The sequence below is a fragment of the Paraburkholderia sp. JHI2823 genome (assembly GCF_038900695.1).
In the GTDB taxonomy this organism is placed as follows: Bacteria; Pseudomonadota; Gammaproteobacteria; order Burkholderiales; family Burkholderiaceae; genus Paraburkholderia; species Paraburkholderia mimosarum.
Genome location: NZ_JAYMRY010000266.1, coordinates 1 through 448, shown reverse-complemented (window position 1 = coordinate 448; position 448 = coordinate 1). Strand labels below are relative to the sequence as shown.

The following is a 448-nucleotide window of genomic DNA, read 5'->3' as shown; positions in this document are numbered from 1 at the left end:
CTGTCATGCTACGCGGGTCGCCCGCTGTCGCTGATCTGGCGGTACATCGCGCGGCGCAAGCTTGCGCACGGCATCCTGCTGCTCTCGATCTTCGCCGCGATCGGTTGCGCACTCGCGGCACAGTATGGCATCCGCAATCTGATCGATGCTTTGCCCGCTGGCCACGTTCATCGCGAGCGCGGCGTGCACGCGTTTATTGTGCTGGTTGCGCTGATTTTTGCAGACAATCTGCTGTGGCGTATCGCCGGGTGGATCTCGGCGCATACGTTCGTCGCTACGACAGGCGACATCCGCCAGGACATGTTCGAATATCTCGCCGGCCACGCGCCGTCTTACTTCGCCGACAAACAACCGGGTGTTCTGTCCAGCCGCATGACGTCCATGGCGACTGCGGTCTACGTGCACGAGAACGCGCTCGCCTGGTCGAGCTTGCCGCCCGCAGTGACAG

At 62.7% G+C, this 448-nt stretch carries 1 protein-coding gene; it reads left to right on the top strand.

Annotated features, from left to right (window positions below):
* Positions 1-448 (top strand): ABC transporter transmembrane domain-containing protein (locus VSR34_RS38630; RefSeq protein WP_342965261.1); only part of this gene is annotated, 448 nt, incomplete at both ends.